Below are 19,487 nucleotides of genomic sequence, written 5' to 3'. Positions count from 1 at the left end.
CTACGCCCCGCCCGGCCGCATGAGCCCGCGCAGCACGAAGGGCAGCGCCTCCATCTGGAAATCCACCTCCGGACACGCTTCGCGCAACGTCCCCTCCATGACGATCAGCGACAGGAGCGGGAACACGAAGTGCGGATCGGCGTAATAGCCGTGCCTGCGCTGGATGGCGAAGAGCCGTACGGCGAAACCCACCAGATCGAACTCCGCGATCCGCGCGCCGGTGCTGCTGCGCACCAGCTCCTCCATGTCGGCGCGGAACCCCGAGGCGTCGTGGCCGGCGGCGCCGCCGAGCACCGTGGACAGGACGATCGAGGCGCACTCCGCCCCTTCCCCCCGGCTCATGCGGTAGAAGAACGCCGCGAACGCGAGCCGGTCCGAGTCGGCCAGCTGCCGATGGAACCCCGCGTCGACGATCACCACCGAGCCGTCCGGCATCGGGTGCAGATTGCCCGGATGCAGGTCGCAGTGGACGAACCCGTCGATGAACAGCATGTGGTAGATCGCCCGCAGCGCGTTCACCACGGCCACCCGCCTGCCCGGTCCCCGGCCGGACCGGTCGAGGCCCGGCATGTACTCCATCACCAGCACGTCCCGGCGGCAGAACTCGGTCAGCACCTCCGGCACCCGGACGGCCCGATGGTGCCGGAGGTCGGCCCGGAGCCTGCGCAACGCCGCCGCCTCGGCGAGGAAGTCGAGCTGCCCCGTCAGCGCGTCGCCCAGCTGGTCGACCACGGCCGCGAACGGCGCGCCCCGCAGCCCCGGCAGCCGCTGGAGCAGCCGGGCGCCGAGCCCGAACAGGGCCAGATCGCGGGCGATCACCCGGTCGACGCCCGGCCTGCGCACCTTGACGGCGATCCGCCGGCCGTCCTCCAGCCTGGCGCGGTAGACGCACGCCACCGCGCCGGCCGCGACCGGTGTGAGCGGCTCCGCGAGGCGCCCGGCGAGACCGGCGGGCAGGGCCGGAGCCGCCTCCGCGACCGGGAGCGGGGTGAGGCGGTCCCGTAGCCGGGCCAGCGCCCGGCACGCCGCCGGAGGGATCACGTCGACCCTGGTGCTCAGCAGTTGGCCGATCTTGACGAACGCCGGCCCGAGACGCTCGCAGGCCCAGGCCAGCCGATCCCCGGCGATCGCCGCCGGCGGGACCCCGGACAAAAGCCCGCGCACGTCGGTGACCGCCCGCAGGAGGGCCAGCCCCAGGATCCCGCCGATCCGCGCCGCCCGGACGACCAGCGGCAGCAGGTCACGTGGCGGCGCCCTCATCCATCCGCGGAAGGCATGTCGATGTAGTGGGTGAGGTGGCTGCCGCAGACGCTCTGGGAGGCCAGCGCCAGGCTGGGGGTCGCGTTCCCCGGCTCCCGCTGGGCGATCCCGCCGGGCAGGTCCGCCACGTCGTAGAAGAGCGTGGCCCCCTGCGACAGGAACGTGGTGCCGATCGGCGGGAACACGGTGATCTCCTTGGCCTCCATCACCAGCGGGTCGATGTTGATGTGGAGTCGGCCGCGCAGCGCGAGGATCAGGTACTGGTCGAAGGTGACGTCGGCGGGCAGCAGCCGCTCCGGCCCACCTGGCGCGATCCCGGTCAGCCGGCCCAGGTTGAGCCGGCTGGGGTTCTGCTGGATCAGCAGCCCGGTCACGTTGGAGTGGAAGTGGGTCATGAGCCTGGTCACCTCGACGGTCGGCCGCCCGTCCGGGGTCGTGGTGACCGTGTCCGAGCTTCGGACCGCGCTCATGCCCTGCACGTCGTCGCAGTCGAGGGTCTCCCCGTCGGCGAAGAAGAGCTTCAGCTCGCCTCGTATGGCCAGCCCCACGTGATGCGTGCTGCCCGGGATGATCAGCGGGTCGGCACGATCGAACCGGGCCGGCCGGGCGTCGACGGACATTCTCGCCACCTCGCTTTCGGCTTCACTTCAATAAACCATAGCTATTCACCTCGAACAATGGTCAGATCTAGACCTATATCGGGACATTTGGTATAGCTGTTTAAAGCTACGGAGGGAGGGCGGTCCGGATGACGGTCCCCATCGGCGCCGGGTTCGATCCCGTGGACCCCGCGGTCCTGCGCGATCCGTACCCCTACTACGCCTGGCTGCTGCGCCACGATCCGGTCCATCGCGGCGCGAACGGCATCTGGTACGTCACCCGGTACGACGACGTCCGCACCGTCCTGGGCGAGGCCCGGTTCGGCCGGGCCGGCATCCGCGACTTCTGGGCCTCGCTGGTCGGCCCCGGTCCGCTCAGCGAGGTGCTGCGCCACACGATCTTCTTCCAGGACGACCCCGACCACGAGCGGCTCCGCTCCCTGATCGGCCCGGCGTTCACTCCCCGGCTGATCCGGAGGATGGGCGCGGAGATCGAGCAGACCGCACGCGACCTGCTCCGGCCGCTGCGGAGGCGGGGCGAGATGGACCTGGTCGACGACTTCGCCTACCCGCTCGCGCTCGCCACGATCTCCACGCTGCTCGGCATGCCGGCCCGCGACCGTGACGCGCTGCGCGCCTGGTCGGTCGACATCGCCCCCACACTGGACCTCCTGGCCAGTCCGGAGGAGATCGCCCGGGGCCAGGCCGCCATGGGACAGTTCGCCGAGTACCTCACCGAGCTGATCGCCGAACGGCGCAGGAGCCCGGGGGACGACCTCATCAGCGCCATGATCGAGGCCACCGGCGGGCAGCGGCCCATTACCACCAACGCCCTGATCGGCACGGCCGTGGCGCTGGTCTTCGCCGGCCACGACACCGTGACCAACCAGATAGGCAACGGCGTCCTCGCCTTCCTGCGCCATCCTCGGCAGCTGGAACTGCTGCGCGCCGAACCGGACCGGCTGGCGGGCGCCGTCGAGGAGTGCCTGCGCTACGACTCGTCGGTCCAGTCCAACAGCCGGCAGATCTCGGCGGACCTCGACCTCTCCGGCACGAAGCTGCCCGAGGGCGCCTTCGTCGTCGCCCTCGCGGGGGCGGCGAACCGCGACCCGGCGCAGTTCACGGATCCGGACAGGTTCGACATCCGCCGCTCGGAGCGACCGCCCATGTCCTTCGGCGCCGGCATGCGCTTCTGCCTCGGGGCCCTGCTCGCCCGCATGGAGCTGAAGGCGGCACTGGGGCAGCTCGCCGGTCTGGCCGAGCTGCGGCAGGCCGTTCCCACCGGTGAGCTCGTCTACCGGCGCAGCACGATGTTCCGCGGGGTGGTCAGCCTGCCGATCACGTTCGCCGCCACACCCTAGCCAGCCGAGGAGGAGTCACGTGTCCCTGTCAGACGCGGTCGCCTGGTTCGAGATCCACGTCAACGACATAGGACGAATGCGTACGTTCTACACGGAAGTGTTCGGCTGGACCTACGAGGAGATCCCCGAGTTCCCTCTGGGCGCGTACTCCATGATCGTCACCGGGGCGGGCGGGCCGCCCGTCGGAGGGCTCGCCCAGTCGGCGCGCCGGACCCCGCCCACCGGCGAGTCCACCGTCGTCTACCTGCTCGTGGACGACATCGACGGCACGCTCGACGCCGTCCTGAAGGCCGGCGGCAAGGTGGACCGGCCGAAGATGGACATCGGCGGGAACCACGGCCACTGCGCTGTCTTCCGCGACCCGGAAGGCAACCACGTGGGCCTCTGGGCCGGCCGCTGAGCCCTGCCGCACACCGCTCCACCTCCCGGGAACCGTGATCGGCCGCTGCCCATGCGGGTCCCGGGGTTTCGCCGCGCCGCGCGGCAGCAGGCAGCACCTGCGGCGCAGCCGTGTCCAGCACCTCGAACGTCCATGATCCGACCGGCGCGCCGGTCGCGCCGGTACGAAGAGGAGACCCACATGGCACTCACCGAACAGCGCCCCGCCGAGCGGGCCGGGATCCGCCATCCCTGGCGGGCCGTCCTGATCAGCTCGCTGATCGGATTCCTGCTCACCGTCGTCTGGTCAGCGGAGTTCGTCGACTCGGTCATCGGGGAGAACGTCGCCGGCACCGTGCTCGGCCAGGAGCCGGAGGCCACGGTCCTCGACGGCATCCTGCCCGGCATCGTCTTCGCCTTCGCCACCGGGCTGGGCGGCACCTTCACCGCCTGCAACATCGCCGTCCTCGGCGCGCTCTGCCCGATCGTCGGACAGCCGCGCTCGCTGTCCGACCGCGTGGGGGCCGTCTTCAAGCCCCTCGCGTGGCTGACCGTGGGCATGCTCACGGTCTCCGGCGTGTACGGAGCCGTGGTCGGGATCGTCGGGACCGCCATGCCGCAGTTCTCGACCGCCCCCACCCTCCCGGGGGAGCTGTCGGCCAGGAGCGTCCAGTCGATGGTGGCGTTCGGCGTGATCGGGCTGGCGTTCGTCTGGCTCGGGCTGGCCGCGCTCGGCATCGTGCGCGACCCGCTCGCCCGGCTCACCCGGCGCTTCCCCAACGCGCCCATGGTGGTCATGGGAGCGCTCATCGGCGGCTTCCTCATCGGACGGCCGTACGGACTGTTCCGGCAGCTGTTCCGGGACGCCGCCGAGAGCCACAACCCGCTCTACGGGGCGCTGGCGTTCATGCTGCAGTCCGTGGGGAACATCGTGATCCTCACGGTGCTCTTCGTCCTGCTCGCGGTGGTCATGGGCGGCCGGGTGCAGGGCTGGTTCGCCGCCCGGCCCGGCCGGCTCGCCCTCATCACGGGAGCGGCCTTCATCGTCGTCGGGGTCTTCACCTTCCTGTACTGGGACGTACGGCTGCTGGCCAGACGCGAGCTCATCCCCTGGTACCCGGTGATCCCCTGGTGACGGGCCGCCCGGACGACGGGCGGGCCGGTAACCGGAGCTGATGAGGAGAAGCATGGCCAGGCGAACGCAGGCCGAGCGCTCGGACGTGACGACGGCCCGGCTGGTCGGCGCCGCGCACGAGCTGTTCGGCGGCAACGGCTATGCCGCGACCTCGATCGACACGATCTCCGCGGCGGCGGGGGTCACCAAGGGCGCCGTCTACCACCATTTCGGTAGCAAGATCGAGCTGTTCCGCGCCGTCTTCATCCGCGAGCAGCAGAAGATCGCGGCAAGACTGGAGTACGCCGCCGCCGAGGAGGACGACCCGTGGGAAGCCCTGCACAACGGCGTCCGCACCTTCCTGGAGCACTGCCTGGATCCGGGTTTCCGGCAGATCGTGCTGCTCGACGCCCCGTCGTTGATGGGCTGGGAGGCCGTGCGGGAGCTGGAGCACGGCCACACCCTGCGGGTCCTGCTGGCCGGTCTGCGCCTGGCCGGCGGGGGAGCGCCGGAGACGGTGGCCGCTCGCGCGCAGCTCGTCTTCTCGCTGATCTGCGAAGGCGGCATGCTGCTCGCCCGGTCGCCGAATCCGGCGGTCGACCTTCCCCCGCTGGCCGCGGACATAGACGCGTACCTGGAGACGCTCAGATCGCGGTCGGGCGGGGGCCGGGAAGCAGCCCCAGCAGACGGGAACAGCGGGTGAGGGCTTCCTGGTCGCCCTCCAGGCTCAGCCGTCTGGTCACCACGGCCTCGAAGGGCGAGAGCCGGCCGGAACCGATGTCCACGAACGTCTTGGCGTCGGTCGAGACCCGCAGGACCGCGTCCTCGGCGCCCTGCTGGACGACCGAGATCTGCCGGCCCCGCACCGCGATGTGGAACACCTGGTCGTCGACGAGGAACTCGTAGGACTCGTCGACGTCGGGGATCTGGTCCTTCCTGATCAGCGCCTCGACGGCCAGGACCCCCCACTGCGGCCGCACCTCGTCTTCCGCGCTGAAGGAGTGGGGGACGTTCAGCCCCCACCGGGCCAGGCCGAGCACCGGCTCGCGGAGCTCCTCACCGAAGGCCGTCAGCTCGTAGGTGTGCCCCCTGCCGCTCAGCCGCGGATGCTGCCGGACGACGCCCTGGCGGGTCAGCCAGCGGAGCCGCTCGGCGAGGAGGTTGGTGCCGATGCCTGGAAGATTGTGAAGCAGCTCGTTGTATCGCTGAGGGCCGACGAGGAGCTCTCGGATGATCAGCAGGGTCCATCGCTCGCCGATCACGTCGAGGCAAGCGGCCAGACCGCAGTATTGCCCGTAACGTCTGCGTTCGCCGGCGCGGGCCACCGACTCGTTCACCATACTAAGAAAGTGTATAGCGATGCTCCGGCGATGCCTCGGGAAGCCGTCGCCGGCGAGGTGAGCGCGCGGCAGGGCTCAGCGGACGCGCTCGGCGCGGGCCCGCGCGACGATGGAGCGCAACACGACGGGGCCCGCCAGAGATTGGAAGTTGATTCCCGGATCCAGCTGCTTGACCTGCCCTTCTATGGCCAGGAGGGCCATGAGCGGAAAGATGAACTCGGCGCGTGAGAACGCCTGATGCCGCCGCTGGACGGCGAAGAAGCGGGCGGCGAACCCGGCCAGGGAGAAGGCCCCCGCCGTCAGCCCCGTGACGGAGCCGATGAGGCCCTCCATGTCGCGGCGGAACGCCTTCTCGGCCTCGGGCGGCACCGGCCGGGCCGCGGCGGCCAGCGCGTGCGTGGCGCAGATCTCGGCGTTCCCGCTGGACATCCCGAGAAAGAACTCGGTGAAATGCGTCCGCATCTCCTCGTCCAGCTCGTAGGTGAACCCGGCGTCGACGATCGCCAGCCGGCCGTCGGGCAGCTCCCACCAGTTGCCCGGATGCAGATCGCAGTGGACGACGCCGGTGATGAAGAGCATCTCGTACACCGTCAGGACGAGCCGCTTGGCGGTGCGCCGGGGATCGCGGAACCGCCGGCCGCCGGCCTGCCCCGGTATCCACGTCATCGTCAGCACGTCCGGCCCGCTCTGCCCGGGCAGCACCCGGGGGAAGACCACCGGCAGGACGAGTTCGAGGTCTTCGAGCCGGCGGAGGGTGGCCGCCTCCGCCACCAGGTCGGTCTGCCCGCGGACCGACTCGCACATCTCGTGCACGACCCGTTCCAGCGTGGGCCCCGAGCGCCGGAGCAGGACGCCCGCGACCCGGGCCATGGCCGTGATGAGGCCGAGATCGATCCGCAGCTGTTCGGCGGCCGTGGGGTGAACCGTCTTCACCGCCACGTCGGCGCCGTTCACCTGGCGCCGCTCCACGGTGGCCACGGATCCGATCTCCACGTCCGCCCCGCCGGCGCCGGCCCGCCCGCGCGCCAGGCCCTCCTCCAGCTCCTCGCAGAACGCGGCGGGGAGGATGTCCCTGCGGCTCGACAGCATCTGCCCGACCTTGATGAACGCCGGGCCCAGCCGCCACAGGGCCGCGCTCACCACGGCGCCCGCCCTCCTGAGCGTCCCTTCCCGCCGGCCGTGCCGCACCACGGCCCAGGCCAGCGACGCCGTCGTGGCGCACACCACGACGGCGACCTGCGCGATCCGTACGGCCGACCGGGCCGCGGAGCTCATCTCCCGCCCTCCGGACGCCGGATCGCGTCCTGGCGGGAGGCCGCCAGGTGCCGCTCCAGGGAGTCCAGGTAGTCGGCCCAGCCTTGGGCGTACCCGTCGGCCAGCTCCGCGGGAGGATCGAGGTGCCGCAGCGTCAGGACCGCGCCGCCCGGCGCCCCGCTGACGCTCACCTCCACCACGCTGTCGTGATGACCCGGGTCCTCCAGCAGGAACCGATACTCGCCCGCGTCCTCCCGGCGGCGGTAGCGGAGCACCGTCGCGTGTTTGACATAGGACTCGCCGGAGTCCTCCGTGAACCGCAGCCGGTAGCGTCCGTCAGAGCCCCGGACGCACGGCGTGAACCAGGCGGAGATCGACTCGGGCGCGGTCACCGACAGCCATAACTCGGGGAAAGCGCAGTCGAAATGCCGGTGGATGGAAACGGCGGACGAATCTCTGTCCACGGACATGGCGTCACGTTAGCACGCGTAAATCATCGGCGGAACGGGCCGGTCGCCGAATTCCGCCGGAAAGCACACCGCAATTTCGAAGAAGCCGCCCCGGAAACGCCTGACTATAATTCGTACATTTGCTGTCGTGACAAAAGGGTGTCTTTCCATGGGTGAGACAATTGCCGAGACGACCCGACACGAGATCGGCGACGGGCCGGAGCTGCCGCGGCCGATGGCCGTCGTGGCCACCGCGATGGTCGCCACGATGCTGGAATTCGGCTCGCGGACCGGGCTGAGCGCCGCGCTGGCCGCAGGCCCCGCTCAGGCGGCCGGGCTCGCCCAGGCCACCGGCGGCGACGCGCGCCTCGCCGAGGAGTGGCTGCGCGGCCTGGCCGCCGCCGGGCTGGTCTCCCACGACGAGGCGGGCTACGCGTGGTCGCCCGAGGTCCAGCCGTTCATCGGCGGGATGATGGACGTGCAGCCGGGGGTGGCGTTGTTCGGCGCGCTGACCCGGTGCGTCCCCGCGATCGCCGAGGCCTACCACACCGGGGGAGCCCTCGACGACGCGAGCTATCCGCAGGAGCTCGCCGAGGCGATGCAGCGGATGAGCGCCCAGTGGACCGGGGTCATCCTTCCGGACATCTGGTTGCCCGCCGTCCCCGGGCTCACCGACACCCTGCGGGCCGGCGGCAGGGTGGCGGAGATCGGCTGCGCGTCCGGTGAGACGCTGGAGACCCTGGCGACGGCCTTCCCCCGGATCACGGCGCAGGGCTTCGACCTCGACGAACGGCTGACCAGCGCGGGCAACGCCCGGCTGGCGGCGCGCGGCCTGACCGGACGCGTCTCGCTGTGCCACCTGGACGCCACGACGGCGCTGAGCGGCGGATACGACCTGATACTCGCCCTTAGCGTGCTCCACGACGTGAGCGACCTGTCCGGCATGCTGCGCGCCGCGGCCTCCGCCCTGCGCCCCGGCGGCACCCTGCTGGTCGTGGAGTCTCCGCCGCTGACCGGACCGGCGGCGGCGATGCTGCTGGCGACCAGCGTGCTGTACTGCGTCCCGGCCACCGCCGCGCGGGGCGGCCGGCCGCTGGGCACCCTGGGGCTGACGCCCCAGACCCTGGTCGCCGCCGCCGCCGAGGCCGGGCTGTCGCCGGTCACGACGCTGCCCGCCGTGCACCCGATGGTGGCGGCGCACGCGTTCGGCAGGACGGCCGACCGGGCGCCCGGCGATGCCGGACCGGGCGAGCCCGCGCGGGAGAGCGCGGCCGGCCCGGACCACCTGCCGCGCGTGCGCGGGCTCCGCCTGGCCGGCCGCGCGGCGCGGCTGACCGGCCAGGTGGGCGCCGCGGCGCCGCACGTGGTGTCGGCGTGGCTGATCGACCGGCTGCTCCGCGGCAGGACACGGGCGCAGACGCGCGGCACCAGGCGGCTCGTACGGCATGTCGAACGCATGGGCCCCACCTACGTCAAGTTCGGGCAGATGCTGGCCAGCCGCGCCGACCTGTTCCCCGCCCACGTCACCGAGCAGCTGGCCGCCCTGCACGACGACGTCACCCCGATGGGCGCCGCGGAGTTCGGCCGTCAACTGGCCCTCGCCACGCGTCAGGAGCCGCGCCTGAGCCGGCTCAACGTGACGGATCGCTGCGTCGGCAGCGGCAGCATCGCCTGCGTGTACGAGGCCATCGACCCGGACGGCCGCCTGCTGGCCGTCAAGCTGCAGCGGGAGGGCGTCGCGGAGTCGATGTCGACCGACCTCACCCTGCTGACCGCGCTCACCCGGGTGGCCGAGAAGCTGCCCGCGGCGGGCGGCGCGCCCATGGCCGACCTCGTCGGCTACATGTCCCGGGCGCTCTACGGCCAGATCGACTTCTTCCGCGAGGCCGACCACCTGCGCCGGCTCGCCGCGAACCTGGCCCGGTACGAGGAGATCATCGTGCCGCGGGTGCACGAAGACTACACCTGCCCCGTGGCCCTGGTGACCGACCTCGTCCCGGGACTCGCCGACGACGTTCCGGCCGCGGACCTGGCCGGGCGCGACCGCGTCGCGTCGCGGGTGCTCGAAGCCGTCGGCTCGATGATCTTCAAGGACGGCTTCGTCCACTGCGACCTCCATCCGGGCAACATCTACATCCGGCCGGACGGCACCGTCGTGATCCTGGACGCCGGCTACTGCGTGGAGATGCCCGGGAGGGTCCGGGACTCACTCCGGGACTTCTTCATCAACCTGGCGCTCCGCAACGGGCAGCGGTGCGGGGAGATCATGTACGACTCGGCCTTCCCCACGGGACCGCCCGCCGGGCACACCCCGGCGCGCAGGCGCGCGTTCGCCCGCGAGATCGCCGGGCTCGTACGGGCGACGACGGAGCCGGGAGGGCGGTTCGACATGACCGACTTCGGCCCCCGCGTCTTCGAGCACCAGAACAGCTACGGCGTCCACCCGCCGGCCGACTTCGCGTTCCCCCTGATGTCCCTGATGATCGTGGAGGGGACGCTCCGGCGCTGGTGGCCCGGCCTGCAGATCCCCGCGGCCACCGGAGTCAGGTGAGCCCGGGCGGGCTCAGGCGTGGACCGCCCGCTGGAGGGTGTGCCGCCAGGTGGCCAGGAACCGGTCCCGCAGCACCTCCCGCGTCTCGGCGTCCAGGTCCAGCGCCGCCCATCCCGTGTGCCGCACCCGCAGCTCCAGCGCGGTCGCGGTGGCCGCGACGGCCACCTCGGCCTCCGTGGGCGGGCACCCGGGCACGGCTTCGATCCCGAGCGCGACCAGGTCGTCGAAGTGCGTGCGCCAGCGGACGACGGGAAACGGCCGGGGCCCCTCGGAGTCGATCACGTAGAACCAGCGCGGCGGCCACGCGGGACCGGAGAGCGGCAGCCACTCGCTCAGGACGGCCCGGTGCAGCGGGCGCCAGCCCGGCCTGTCGAGCGTCCGGCGCACGGTGATGTCGGCGAGGCCGTCGTCCGTCTCCCCAGGGGCCGGGGGAGCGCCCGGCAGCGACGCCACCAGGCGATCGAGCCGGTGCTGCCACAGCCGCCTGGCCTGGTGGACGGTCGCCGGGTCCGCCGACTCCAGCGTCTCACTGACGCGCAGCAGCACCGGCCCGGACCCGAGGACGTCGAACCGGACGGCGGTGACGGGGCTGACCCCGAGATAGGCGCTGGTGAACGCGAGGACCCGCTCCGGGAGGATCGTCTCGACCCAGAGGCGGTACACCGAGGACGTGCCCGTCGCGACGGTCAGCTCCTGGGCGACATGGGTGATGTCCGCCTCCAGCCGCCCCCACCAGGCCTGGGCGCGCCGGGCGTCCACGATCATCCGCCACGCGGCCGCGGCGTCGCACGGCAGCCGGACGGAGTGCTCGACGACGGAACCGTTCACCTCTGCCTCCCCGGCGCGCGGGTGTTCCAGTCACGGTGGCCGGAACCCCAGGTGTAGACGGTGTCGTCCGCGACCTGGGCGCGGACGATCCGATCCCGCGGACCGACCTCCCGATGCCGCGCGGTCCCGCCCGGGAGGCAGAGCCTCACCAGGCGCCGCACCGACGCGTCGTCCACCACGAGGGAGCTGCCGCCGATCCCGGAGATCGCCGCCACCGGACGCTCGGGCGTGGGCTGGGGCCCGCCGAGCACGATCTCCTCCGGCATCGGCCGCCGCCGGTCCAGCAGTCTCTCGGTGACCTGGACGCCCCACTCCGGCGGCACGACCGCGAACCCCGCCCGGCCCGCCATCCCGGCGCTGGCCGCCCCCATCCCCACCGCCGACCAGAGCGACCACTCGGCCGTGACGACGCGCACCTCCGGACGTTCCTCCCGCAGCCGCGCCGCCTCCCGCCGCAGCAGCTCGTTGGCCAGCGCGTACCCGCCGAACAGCCGATGCGGGTGGCGGGACTCGGTCGACCCGAACGCCACCACCGACCGCAGCCCGGCGGGCACCAGGGCCTCCACCAGGGTGCGCAGGGCCGTGGCCTTGCCGCCCGCCAGCCGTTCCAGGTCGTCGGCGGCCAGGTCGGCCAGCGGCGCCAGATCCAGCTCGCCCGCGGCGTGCACCAGGTGCGTGATCGGGAAGGGGGCCGCGGGAACGGCCGCGGTGACGTCCGCCTGATCGACGACCACGCGGGTGCGCGCGATCGTGGCGGCGAGCCGCCTCCGCCCGGCCGCCGGCAGGCCGCCCGCCGGGCGTCTGTCGAGCAGCCACAGCGGGTGCCCCGCGGCGGCGAGCCGCGCCGCCAGGGCCAGGCCGATCCCGCCGAGCCCGCCGCTGATCGCCACCCCGGCGGGCTCGCCGCCGCGACCGGTGCGCGCGGGCAGGCGGTACCGCATCCACCGTGGCGGACGCGTACGGAAGGACCCCCGGCCGTCGCGCACGATCTCGCGGTGACGCAGGTGCGGCCACTCGCGCGACGCCGCCCGGAGCAGGCTGCCGCCGCCGGCGCCGCGGTGGGCGAGCGTGAGCGGCAGGCCGCGATCCGCGGCTCGCCTGATCCCGCCGAGGAGCAGAGCGGCGTCACCCGGGCGCCAGCGAGCGCCGAGTTCGACGAGGATCCCGTCGTCGTCCGCGAGTACACGTGATCCGGAATGCCGCGTTTCCGGGAGCGCGCACGGCCGCGGCGGGCAGGGGCCGGGGACGAACGTCAAATCCGTGTTCGGTGCGATCAGATTGCCCATCGCGACCCTTCCATGGATCACCTCGACCGGCTGATCGGCTTTCTGAGGTCACGCCGACAGTATCCGATCACTTTTTCTCCTGCCAGGCGCGAACACCGTGCCCGGCCTCGGTAGGCAACGTGGGAGAAGTTTTGTCATCCGCTCCCTCCTAGCGTGACTGCTGTAGCCACAACTTCGCCCTTCGGAGGCAACAGATGGCAATCGATCTATGCAATAAGTCCCCGGAATCAGTGGGTAACCCCGGTCCTGAGTCATCGCTTCCGGTCGAGGCGCCGCCGCTCGAGTCGCTCCGCGACGAGCAGCGGGACGCGCTCAACTTCGCCTACCGCACGACGCTCAGCATGGACCCGCGCTTCGTGGCCGGCGACCCGGCCGCCTGGTGCAGCGATTTCGGCTACGCCCTGAACAGGGCCGCCGTCCGGGTCGACAACCGGACCGACGAGGAGCTCCAGCACGACGCGCTGCACCACCCCGACCCGGTCATGCGCGAGCAGGCCGTCTTCGAGTACGCCGACCGGGACCTGCCCGACGCGTTCGAGCTGCTCGCCGAGGTCATCCGGCACGACAAGAACCGCGAGGTCCGCTGGGACACCCTCTGGGCCATGGAGAAGCTCGGCGGCCCGCACGCCATCGCCGCGCTGCGCCGCTTCGCGAAGGACTCCGACCCGGAGATCGCCGAGTGGTCGAAGCTGTTCGCCAGCGAGCTCACCACCGGCGACCCCGCGTTCGACGGCCGCGGCGGCGTCTTCACCGAGGGCAGGACCTTCGACGAAACGATCTACCTGCTCATCCACTGCGACCTCTACGTCCGCCTCGACGGCACCAACCAGCACTGGGGCAAGGTCTCGCTGGGCCCGCTCGGCCTGGCGCGCGTCTACGGCCAGGCGCACGCGTGCCCGAACGTCGCGACCCGCGAGAAGCAACTGCTGATGGCCAAGACCATCAGCGGCCTGCACGTCGACGGCTCACCGCACATGGACAACTACCTGTTCCGCGGCTTCACCGAGCGCAGCAGGCGCGACCGCGGCAACTTCTTCTTCGAGTCGCAGGTCCCGCGGACGTTCTTCAAGTCCGGCCGCGCGGACGACCCCTCGCAGGGCACCCACGACACCCGCATCGGCTTCGCCCGCTACGGCACCTGGCACCTCGACCCCACGCTGAAGGTCCGCGGCGAGGACGCCATCAGGTACGTCCGCGGCCGGTTCCAGGGCTGGGGCTACACGAACGTCGAGAGCGTCGCCGGCAAGTCACTCGAGGAGATCCTGCAGCCGGGCAACGGCATCCTGTCGACCATGCACGACCCCGAGGTCAGGGACCTGACCAACGTGTTCATCCTCGGCACCTTCAAGGGGAAGCTGAACGACTGGGACGGCGACGGCCGCATCGACCTCAACTCCAGGGACGTCTACAGCACCGTCGACGGCGAGATCGACAGCAACCAGGACGGCATCGCCGACGAGCCCGGGCGCACCTGCTGCGACTACCGCGCCGTGGGCCTCTGATCCCGGCCACAGGCCGATCACACACCCCCTGAAAGGAAAAGCCATGATCACCAATCCCGAGAAGACCACCGTCTACGGCCGGCCGGTCCAGACGGACGGCGTGCCCAACCTGTACGAGGGCACGCAGGTCGTCCGCTGGGCCACCCCCGAGGCCGGCATCGACAACCTCGGCATCCACTCCTGGGACACCTTCGCCATCCCCGGAGTCGGCGAGTTCGACGTCGAGTTCGACGGTTACGTACGGGTGGTCCGGTCCGAGCCCACGGAGAACGAGTGGGCCGACGCCGAGGTGTACACCAACCTCATCGAGATGAAGATGACCGGCACGTCGGAGGAACTGGGGACCATCACCGTCACCCTCAACCCGACCTGCCTGTCCGCCGGCCAGATCCGCAACCCCTTCGACCCCTACGCGGGAGAGGGCCCTTCGGCCAAGGCGTGCCGGATGGCCGTCGGATGCCTGTTCGACATCCCCAAGCTGGGCAAGACGCTGTTCAACAAGGAACCCGTCATCCTGACGATCGACGACGTCCGCTCGATCCCGCCGGCGGGCGCCCCGGGCAAGGGCCAGATCTACCGGATGCTGCCGCTGCACGACCTCAAGAACCCCGACGCCGAGCCGGTCGGCTACCTGACCAGCCTGCGCTTCAACATGGGCGGCTACCTGGCCCCGGAGAAGATCGCCTGAACGGTTCCCAGCACCTCTGAACGAGCCGAGGACGCCATGACCACTGTCTCACCACTGCCCGACGAGCTCACCGTCCCGCTGACCGAGCCGTCACCCTTCCCTCCCTTCCGCGCGACGGCCCAGCCGGTCGCCCACGACCGGTGGGAAAGGCTGATCACGACGGTGACCGTACCGGCAGAGCTGGACGCGGTGTGGACGGCGCTGGCCGATCCCGGGCGGATCGGGCTCTGGCTGGCGCGCACGGGTGAGTCCTGGGCGCGCGAGGGCGAGCGGAGCATGCTCGACTTCCGCGACGGCGAGTTCTTCTGGTGCCACACCGACGAGGTGCGGCCGCCCGGCCCGGACGGTCACACGGCCACGCTGAGCTATCGCTGGCGCTGGGTCGGCGTGGGCCCGGCCACCCGCGTGACGTGGCAGCTCACCGCCATGGGCGCGGCCACCACCGTGACCGTCACGGAGATCAGCTCGAACGGGCCGTCGGACTGGCGGAGCTGGAACGGCACCGGCTGGCCGGGCATCCTCGACCAGCTCGCCGACCACGTGCAGACCGGACGGGACGTGCGCTGGACCTGGCGGCGCATGGGGCCGTACGTCCAGACCGAGCTGCCCCTGCCGGCCTACGAGGCGTGGGCGGCGCTCACCGCCGTCCCCGCGCTGCAGTACTGGACGGGACGCACCTCCGGCTCGCTGAACGTCGACGACCCGATGGCGTTCGTGATCGGCGACGCCAGCGGAAGCTGCGTGCTGACGGTCACCGAGCACCTGGAGGCCGGCCAGCGGTTCCCGTCCTACCTGCCGAGCCTGAACTTCAGGCTCGACCGCGGCGGATGGCCGGATCACCTCTCCGGCCATCTGTGGATCGAGCCGGCGCACCTGGGCGGCAGCCTGCTGCAGGTCTTCCACTACGGCTGGGAGATGTTCGGCTCGACGGAGACCGCCCCGCACGACCGCACCCTGCTCACGCGGTTCTGGGCTTCGGCCTTCGACCGTCTCGGCACTCTCATCCGGCGCGCGTCCGCGCCACCGGACATGCCGGACGGCATCCCCGGATGACGTGAGCCCGCGCAAGTCATCGCACGAACACACAACGGAAGGACCGGCGACATGGGACACGCCGAGGACGAGGTTCACCCGCTGTACCAGCCGCATCTTCGCAACAACCCCTTCCCGATCTACGCGAGCATGCGGGAGGAGGGACCCGTCCAGCTCGTCAAGGAGCCGCGCGGCATCGAGCACTGGGTGATCACCCGGTACGAGGAGGCGCGGGCCGCGCTCGCGGACCGGCGGCTCTCCCGCGATCCCCGGAACATGTGGGAGGTCATGCGGCAGACGGAACTCTACGACGAGGGCGAAGAGGACTCCGAGCCGCACATGCTCAACGCCGACCCGCCCGAGCACACCCGGCTCCGCCAGCTGGCCAACAAGGCGTTCACCGCCGAGCGGGTGGAGCGGCTCCGCCCGGGCATCCAGCAGATCACCGATGAGCTGCTCGCCGGGATCGACACCTCCAAGCAGGTCGACTTCATGCGCGAGTTCGCGGCGCCGATGCCGATCAAGGTCATCTGCACGCTGCTGGGCGTCCCGTACCAGGACGCCGTGAGCTTCACCAACTGGGTGCTCGCGGCCCTCACCCCCACCTACGTCACGGGCGAGCGGATCCGCCCGTACGAGGCCAACCGGCTGCTGCGCGACTACTTCGTCGACCTCGTCGCCCGCAAGCGCGCCGAGCTCAAGCCCGGCTCCGGGCGCGAGGAGGAGCAGCCCGACCTGCTCAGCGCGCTGGTCGTGGCGTCGGACTCGGGCAACACGTTCAGCGAGAAGGAGGTCGTGTCCACGGCGGGCCTGCTCCTGATCGCGGGCTACAAGACCACCGTGAACCTGATCGGCAACGGCATGCTGGCGTTGCTGCAGCACCCGGGCGAGATCGAGCGACTGCGCCGGGACCCGTCCCTGATGACGTCGGCGGTCGAGGAGCTGGCCCGCTACGACGGCCCCGTGGAGCGCGCGATGCTGCGCGTGGCCACCGAGCCCGTCACGATCGGCGACGTCACGATCCCGGCCGGCGGGCTGGTGACGATCGCCAACGCCGCGGCCAACCGCGACGAGAGCAGGTTCGAGGACGGCGAGCGGCTCGACGTGAGCCGCGGCGACCGCAACCACCTGGGGTTCGGCTACGGCATCCACTACTGCATCGGGGCGCCGCTGTCCCGGCTGGAGACCGAGATCGCGTTCACGTCGTTGCTGAACGAGTTCTCCGACATCACCCTCGCCTGCCCGGTCGAGAAGCTGGAGTACCGCGAGACCGGTGTGCTCCGCGGCCTCGCCGAGCTGCCGGTCTGGTTCACCCGGCGCGAGACCGCCTAGCCTCCCGACGGTCCGGGCCCGAACCGGCACGCCGATCCCGGCGTGCCGGTTTCCCTTTCCGCCCGTTCATCGCCTCGGCACGCGGCCGCAATCTGGAAGAAGCCGCCCGGCTGAGCCGATGCCTACGCTGACGGAACTGGACAGGAAACGACGACAGGTGGCGCATATGGGCGATCCCGGCGTTTTCGACCGTACATCCGACATCGAAGAGACCATGGCGGCCGGCGCGCGGTTCATGACGGATCTGAGCCGCGCCATGGTGGTGCTGTCGTGCGCCGTCGGGGACCAGCTGGGCCTGTTCGCGGCGCTGGCCGACGGCCAAGGCCGCAGCGCGGACGACATCGCGAAGCAGGCCGGCGCCGACGCCCGTTACGTGCGCGAATGGGCGCGTACGCTGGCCGCGGCCGGCTATCTGGAGCTGGACCGCTCCGGCGAGGAGTTCCGCCTCCCGCCCGCGTACGCGGCGCTCCTGGCCGACCCCGGCTCTCCCTACTACGTCGGCGGGATCGCCCGCCTGGTCCCTCCTCTGGCCGCGATGGTCGAGCGGGTGGCGGGCTGCTTCCACAGCGGCGAGGGACTGACGCCGGGCGACTATCCGCCGGCGATGTACCAGGCCACCTGGCGGATGAGCGCCAAGTGGCTCGAAGCGATGCTGCTCGACCAGTGGCTGCCGCTCGTCCCCGGCCTGGAGGAGAAGCTGACGGCCGGCGCCGAGGTCGCCCACCTGGCCTGCGGGTCGGGCACCGCGCTCGCCCTGCTCGCCCGGCGCTTCCCGGCCTCGCGCTGCACGGGGGTCGACCGGCACGAACTCAACGTCGAGCGGGCCCGCGGCGAGATCGCCGAGTACGGCGTCGCGGACCGGGTGACGCTCACCCAGGTGACGGGGTTCGCGGACGGCCTGTCCGGACCGTACGAGCTGGTCATGGCCTTCGACTCGCTGCACCTCGCGGCCGACCCCGGCGACGTCCTGCGCGACGTGGCCCGCGCGCTGACGGAGACCGGCGTCTTCCTGCTGCTGGAGACGGACTGCTCGACCGACCCGCACGAGAACGTGGGGGACGTCGCCGCCTTCCTCTACGGCACCAGCACCCTGTACTCGGTGCCGCTCTCCCGGACGGGGCCGGTGGTGGCGGGCATGCTGGGGCTCCCGCAGCCGGTGCTCACCCGCCTGTGCGCCGACGCCGGCCTGACGGCCCCCCGGCGGATCGCCGCCCCCACCCCCTTCAACGTCCTCTACGAGATCAGGAAGGCATCTTGACATCCTCCCCCTCGTGAACGAGGGGGATTCCCACGGTCGCCCGTGAGGCTTCCTGCTTCACCGCCGGTTGCCCGCCCGAGAGGACTCTCGTTGAGGTCTTACACCAGCTCCACAGGCGTTTCAGCTCTCCGCCAGCCCGGCGGCGAGCACGTTCTTGGCCGCGTTCACATCCCGGTCGTGGACCGCGCCGCAAGCGCACTCCCATACCCGGACGTTCAACGGCATCTTCTCCTGCAGCGCGCCGCACACGGAACACAACTTGCTGGAGGGGAACCAGCGGTCCACCGCCACCACGGTCCGCCCGTACCACTGCGCTTTGTACTCCAGCATGGAGCGGAGTTCCCGCCAAGCGGCGTCGGAGATAGCGCGGGCCAGGCAGTGGTTCTTGACCATGGTGCGGACGGTCAGGTCTTCCACGGCGATCACTTGGTTCTCGCGAACAAGCCGTGTCGTGACCTTGTGCAGGTGATCTCTTCTGCGGTCGGCGATCCGGGCGTACACCTTGGCGGTCCGCAGTTTCGCCTTGGCGCGGTTGTTCGACCCCTTCTCCTTGCGGGCGAGTGCCCGCTGGGCCTTGGCCAGCTTGCGCCGGTCGCGGCGCTCGTAGCCAGGATTGACGATCTTCTCGCCGGTGGAGAGTGCCACCAGTGCGGTGATTCCGGCGTCGATCCCCACGTTCGATGCGACAGGCGGGAGGGGACCGATCTTCTCTTCGGCCAGCAGGGACACGAACCAGCGCCCGGCCGCGTCCCGGCTCACGGTCACTGTGGACGGCTCCGCGCCTTCCGGCAGCGGGCGCGACCACACGATGTCCAGCGGCGCGTCCATCTTCGCCAGCGTCAACCGGCCGTCCCGCCAGCGGAACGCCGATCGGGTGTACTCCGCCGACGCCCGCGACTTCCTCTTGCTCTTGAACGTCGGGTACTTGGCGCGCTTGGCGAAGAAGTTCGCGAACCCAGCCTGAAGATGCCGCAGCGCCTGCTGGAGCGGCACAGACGACACCTCGGACAGGAAGTCGAACTCGCCGCTGCGCTTCCACCGCGTCAGCATCGCAGACGACTCCACGTAGGAGACGCGCTTGCCTTCCAGGGTGTAGGCGCGGGTGCGTTCCTCCAGTGCCTTGTTGTACACGAAGCGGACACAGCCGAAGGTCCGGTCAAGCTCGGAAGCTTGCTCGGGGGTCGGGTGGAAGCGGTACTTGTAGGCCCGCTTCACGGTCTGCGCCACGCCTCGCATGCTACGCGCGATCAGCCAA

Annotated in this window: 18 protein-coding genes and 1 pseudogene; 11 read left to right on the top strand and 8 right to left on the bottom strand. The window is 71.3% G+C overall.

Annotation, left to right across the window (positions count from 1 at the left end; genetic code table 11):
• Nucleotides 1-1,260 (bottom strand): ABC1 kinase family protein, encoded by a 1,260-nt coding sequence (locus ABD999_RS11310; protein WP_271278820.1) that lies wholly within the window; start codon nt 1,258-1,260, stop codon nt 1-3.
• Nucleotides 1,257-1,880: a hypothetical protein gene (locus tag ABD999_RS11305; RefSeq protein ID WP_148030990.1), complete on the bottom strand. Its 624-nt coding sequence runs from the start codon at nt 1,878-1,880 to the stop codon at nt 1,257-1,259. Before ABD999_RS11305 ends, ABD999_RS11310 begins: the two co-directional genes overlap by 4 nt.
• 128 nt (nt 1,881-2,008) lie before the next feature.
• On the opposite strand from ABD999_RS11305, the gene ABD999_RS11300 reads away from it, so the two are divergent.
• From ABD999_RS11300 to ABD999_RS11285, 4 genes are all read left to right on the top strand, one after another.
• Nucleotides 2,009-3,220, top strand: coding sequence for a cytochrome P450 (locus tag ABD999_RS11300; protein ID WP_271278821.1), 1,212 nt, complete (start codon nt 2,009-2,011; stop codon nt 3,218-3,220).
• A gap of 19 nt (nt 3,221-3,239) precedes the next feature.
• Nucleotides 3,240-3,620: a VOC family protein gene (locus ABD999_RS11295; protein ID WP_271278822.1), complete on the top strand. Its 381-nt coding sequence runs from the start codon at nt 3,240-3,242 to the stop codon at nt 3,618-3,620.
• A 180-nt stretch (nt 3,621-3,800) separates the two neighbouring features.
• A complete protein-coding gene (locus ABD999_RS11290) occupies nt 3,801-4,733 on the top strand; it encodes a hypothetical protein (RefSeq protein WP_148030993.1) in 933 nt (310 codons plus the stop codon).
• Between the two features lie 52 nt (nt 4,734-4,785).
• Nucleotides 4,786-5,415, top strand: a complete 630-nt coding sequence (locus tag ABD999_RS11285; protein WP_187281103.1) for a TetR/AcrR family transcriptional regulator — start codon at nt 4,786-4,788, stop codon at nt 5,413-5,415.
• Here ABD999_RS11285 and ABD999_RS11280 read toward each other — a convergent pair.
• The 3 genes from ABD999_RS11280 to ABD999_RS11270 all read right to left on the bottom strand — a co-directional run bounded on the left by ABD999_RS11280 (nt 5,357) and on the right by ABD999_RS11270 (nt 7,776).
• Entirely contained in the window at nt 5,357-6,052 is a 696-nt protein-coding gene (locus ABD999_RS11280; RefSeq protein ID WP_271278823.1) for a winged helix-turn-helix transcriptional regulator, read from the bottom strand. The genes ABD999_RS11285 and ABD999_RS11280 overlap by 59 nt on opposite strands.
• A 75-nt stretch (nt 6,053-6,127) precedes the next feature.
• Entirely contained in the window at nt 6,128-7,327 is a 1,200-nt protein-coding gene (locus ABD999_RS11275) for an AarF/UbiB family protein (protein ID WP_271278824.1), read from the bottom strand.
• A complete protein-coding gene (locus ABD999_RS11270; protein ID WP_271278825.1) occupies nt 7,324-7,776 on the bottom strand; it encodes an SRPBCC family protein in 453 nt (150 codons plus the stop codon). Before ABD999_RS11270 ends, ABD999_RS11275 begins: the two co-directional genes overlap by 4 nt.
• 148 nt (nt 7,777-7,924) lie before the next feature.
• Between ABD999_RS11270 and ABD999_RS11265 the strand changes: the two genes are divergently transcribed.
• Nucleotides 7,925-10,306 carry an AarF/UbiB family protein gene (locus tag ABD999_RS11265; RefSeq protein ID WP_345482678.1) on the top strand — a complete coding sequence of 794 codons (2,382 nt, stop codon included), beginning with the start codon at nt 7,925-7,927 and terminating at the stop codon, nt 10,304-10,306.
• 12 nt (nt 10,307-10,318) lie between these two features.
• Here ABD999_RS11265 and ABD999_RS11260 read toward each other — a convergent pair whose 3' ends face one another.
• Nucleotides 10,319-11,134 carry a hypothetical protein gene (locus ABD999_RS11260; protein ID WP_271280530.1) on the bottom strand — a complete coding sequence of 272 codons (816 nt, stop codon included), beginning with the start codon at nt 11,132-11,134 and terminating at the stop codon, nt 10,319-10,321.
• The gene (locus ABD999_RS11255) at nt 11,131-12,075 is read right to left on the bottom strand and encodes a KR domain-containing protein (protein WP_345482677.1); all 945 of its coding nucleotides are present in this window, start codon (nt 12,073-12,075) and stop codon (nt 11,131-11,133) included. The genes ABD999_RS11260 and ABD999_RS11255 overlap by 4 nt, the downstream gene beginning before the upstream one ends.
• Before the next feature lie 54 nt (nt 12,076-12,129).
• On the opposite strand from ABD999_RS11255, the gene ABD999_RS11250 reads away from it, so the two are divergent.
• From ABD999_RS11250 to ABD999_RS11225, 6 genes are all read left to right on the top strand, one after another.
• Entirely contained in the window at nt 12,130-12,324 is a 195-nt protein-coding gene (locus ABD999_RS11250) for a hypothetical protein (RefSeq protein WP_345482676.1), read from the top strand.
• 326 nt (nt 12,325-12,650) lie between these two features.
• Nucleotides 12,651-13,922 (top strand): HEAT repeat domain-containing protein, encoded by a 1,272-nt coding sequence (locus tag ABD999_RS11245; RefSeq protein WP_219548083.1) that lies wholly within the window; start codon nt 12,651-12,653, stop codon nt 13,920-13,922.
• 43 nt (nt 13,923-13,965) lie between these two features.
• Nucleotides 13,966-14,610, top strand: coding sequence for a DUF6073 family protein (locus ABD999_RS11240; protein ID WP_148031002.1), 645 nt, complete (start codon nt 13,966-13,968; stop codon nt 14,608-14,610).
• Between the two features lie 36 nt (nt 14,611-14,646).
• Entirely contained in the window at nt 14,647-15,663 is a 1,017-nt protein-coding gene (locus ABD999_RS11235; RefSeq protein WP_271277980.1) for an SRPBCC family protein, read from the top strand.
• 51 nt (nt 15,664-15,714) lie between these two features.
• Nucleotides 15,715-16,974 carry a cytochrome P450 family protein gene (locus ABD999_RS11230; protein WP_271277981.1) on the top strand — a complete coding sequence of 420 codons (1,260 nt, stop codon included), beginning with the start codon at nt 15,715-15,717 and terminating at the stop codon, nt 16,972-16,974.
• 166 nt (nt 16,975-17,140) lie between these two features.
• Nucleotides 17,141-18,232: a class I SAM-dependent methyltransferase gene (locus tag ABD999_RS11225; protein WP_271277982.1), complete on the top strand. Its 1,092-nt coding sequence runs from the start codon at nt 17,141-17,143 to the stop codon at nt 18,230-18,232.
• Here the strand turns inward: ABD999_RS11225 and ABD999_RS11220 are convergent.
• Nucleotides 18,216-19,459, bottom strand: a pseudogene (locus tag ABD999_RS11220) (RNA-guided endonuclease InsQ/TnpB family protein). The gene ABD999_RS11225 and the pseudogene ABD999_RS11220 overlap by 17 nt on opposite strands.
• Nucleotides 19,460-19,487: the final 28 nt, after the last annotated feature.

This window comes from Nonomuraea ferruginea (genome assembly GCF_039540635.1).
GTDB classification, from domain to species: Bacteria; Actinomycetota; Actinomycetes; order Streptosporangiales; family Streptosporangiaceae; genus Nonomuraea; species Nonomuraea ferruginea.
The sequence above is the reverse complement of the archived record's forward strand: the minus strand, read 5'-3'. Positions and strand labels throughout refer to the sequence as shown.

Coding starts and splice junctions, on each gene's coding strand:
- ABD999_RS11310 (WP_271278820.1), bottom strand. CDS start 1,260: ATGAGGGCGCCGCCACGTGACCTGCTGCCGCTGGTCGTCCGGGCGGCG.
- ABD999_RS11305 (WP_148030990.1), bottom strand. CDS start 1,880: ATGTCCGTCGACGCCCGGCCGGCCCGGTTCGATCGTGCCGACCCGCTG.
- ABD999_RS11300 (WP_271278821.1), top strand. CDS start 2,009: ATGACGGTCCCCATCGGCGCCGGGTTCGATCCCGTGGACCCCGCGGTC.
- ABD999_RS11290 (WP_148030993.1), top strand. CDS start 3,801: ATGGCACTCACCGAACAGCGCCCCGCCGAGCGGGCCGGGATCCGCCAT.
- ABD999_RS11285 (WP_187281103.1), top strand. CDS start 4,786: ATGGCCAGGCGAACGCAGGCCGAGCGCTCGGACGTGACGACGGCCCGG.
- ABD999_RS11280 (WP_271278823.1), bottom strand. CDS start 6,052: ATGGTGAACGAGTCGGTGGCCCGCGCCGGCGAACGCAGACGTTACGGG.
- ABD999_RS11275 (WP_271278824.1), bottom strand. CDS start 7,327: ATGAGCTCCGCGGCCCGGTCGGCCGTACGGATCGCGCAGGTCGCCGTC.
- ABD999_RS11270 (WP_271278825.1), bottom strand. CDS start 7,776: ATGTCCGTGGACAGAGATTCGTCCGCCGTTTCCATCCACCGGCATTTC.
- ABD999_RS11265 (WP_345482678.1), top strand. CDS start 7,925: ATGGGTGAGACAATTGCCGAGACGACCCGACACGAGATCGGCGACGGG.
- ABD999_RS11255 (WP_345482677.1), bottom strand. CDS start 12,075: ATGCGGTACCGCCTGCCCGCGCGCACCGGTCGCGGCGGCGAGCCCGCC.
- ABD999_RS11240 (WP_148031002.1), top strand. CDS start 13,966: ATGATCACCAATCCCGAGAAGACCACCGTCTACGGCCGGCCGGTCCAG.
- ABD999_RS11235 (WP_271277980.1), top strand. CDS start 14,647: ATGACCACTGTCTCACCACTGCCCGACGAGCTCACCGTCCCGCTGACC.
- ABD999_RS11230 (WP_271277981.1), top strand. CDS start 15,715: ATGGGACACGCCGAGGACGAGGTTCACCCGCTGTACCAGCCGCATCTT.
- ABD999_RS11225 (WP_271277982.1), top strand. CDS start 17,141: ATGGGCGATCCCGGCGTTTTCGACCGTACATCCGACATCGAAGAGACC.